The sequence below is a fragment of the Pseudanabaena sp. BC1403 genome (genome assembly GCF_002914585.1).
Taxonomy (GTDB): domain Bacteria; phylum Cyanobacteriota; class Cyanobacteriia; order Pseudanabaenales; family Pseudanabaenaceae; genus Pseudanabaena.
On record NZ_PDDM01000065.1, the window covers coordinates 1 to 1,716 of the forward strand.

1 protein-coding gene is annotated in these 1,716 nt (G+C 42.7%); it reads right to left on the bottom strand.

Features of this window, described 5'->3' with window-relative positions:
• Window positions 1-35: 35 nt before the first annotated feature.
• Entirely contained in the window at window positions 36-1,640 is a 1,605-nt protein-coding gene (locus tag CQ839_RS24550; protein ID WP_103670926.1) for an IS1634 family transposase, read from the bottom strand.
• Window positions 1,641-1,716: the final 76 nt, after the last annotated feature.

Here is a 1,716-nt window from a genome sequence, read left to right on the forward strand (position 1 = left end):
CCCACATTCCGCTCTCAAAATAAGTAAAAAAACAATTAGGAATCAGGGAGAGGGAGAAGATAATAGCGACGACAAGCGGAGGGAAAGAACTGTAAGATGTGAAGACGAGATGTACTCAAGTTAACAATTTGCTTAACATCATGAACAACAACGAGATGAACGGCTAAAAAGCATTGAAAAATCCAGCGTAACGTAGGAGAATTTGTGGGTTTACCCAACTGGTTGGGAATGGTAGCTTGATTTTGAGCTAGAGCCAGTCTAAGTTGACGTTGCCCCAAATTATAGACGAGTAAGCAAAGCGCCATAATCATGCCCAAAACCTGAATGCGACGACGAGATTTCAGGAAAACGCTAGAAGCAAAGAATAGAGGATCTTTGAGGAAGCGAAAACCACGTTCAGGACCTTGCTGAGCCTTGTATTCTTTTAGGGTCATCTCAGTCGTGAAATTGTCAGCATCAAGAACATTCGTCGCCAGCACAAATCTGCCACAGCGTCTGCGTTGTGCCGAGATTTGGGATTCTATAGGGGTGATAGTCGCGGTAACCCGATACGTCATATGACTGGGGAGGTCATTTTTGCTAGGTTTACCAGCTTTTTGATAATGTCGTTTTTTAACTACCTGAATATCACTGAGTTGATGCCATGACATCTTATTTGAAAGATGTTGGGCGGCAGCGATCGCATCAGCATCACAAGCGAAGTCTTGACCTGAGAGGGTTTGTAAATCTTGGTGACATTTATGGCGGAATTGCTCTAGCTTCTTGTCCAATTTTTCAAGGTCAGATTTGCGTCTTTCTTGGCTCTCAACTAATATCCACCTCTGATTGACCTCACCATATTCACTGACGGTTTCGCTGGTGCGATATCCTTTCAAATTGCTTGGGGCTAACTGAATATTTGACTCAACTAGCTCTGCTGCTTCCTTGATGCTTAACGGTACTCGTGTTAACCATTTTAGCCCTGCCATTGCGGCTATATTATCAGCACTGTATAGCGCTGCATCAGCTATGCAAATCCCTTCAAATGTCCATTGCTGTTTGAACTTTTGGAATAATTCTGCAAATCTCTCTTTATCTGACTGATTGCCGTTACCCATTTCCAGCATGACTGGGATATCCCCATCTCCCACACATAGCAGATTCATCACAAATTGTTTCAAGTCTGGGCGATGGTCTCGTGAATATCCGTAACTTATTTCTACTGCTTCTGTTGCTTCTCCTTCGTACTTACCATCTACATGAAATGAGCTTGAGTCCAAATGTCCTGTTGCTACTTCTATGCCAAATTTCTTTACGGCTGCTAGGCTTATTGTCATGAATATATCACTAACGTTTTCGGCATATATATCATCCATGACTTGCCCTAGTCGGTCATCGTTTAAGTATTCCGCTTTTACTCCTGCTCCTAATAAATGTTCTACGGCGATCCCTTCATAGAATTTCTCAAACATATACAACGGCGCAGATACAAATCCTAATCCGTTGATCAGCATTGCTTTTACGATTACCCCTGCGCTTACTTTCTCTCGACTGTTTTTGCCCAGTCTTTCGTTGATGATCTCCTCTATCCCGATCTCATCGATTATTCCTGCTACGATTCCTAGATGGTCTAGGTTTTGCACTGTTATCTCGTTTCTGATATCTCCCTCCTGTTTCTATCCTTGCTTTTTTCCTATTCTAATTATTTTGCGCTTCTTTTTGGGAGCGGAATGTGGG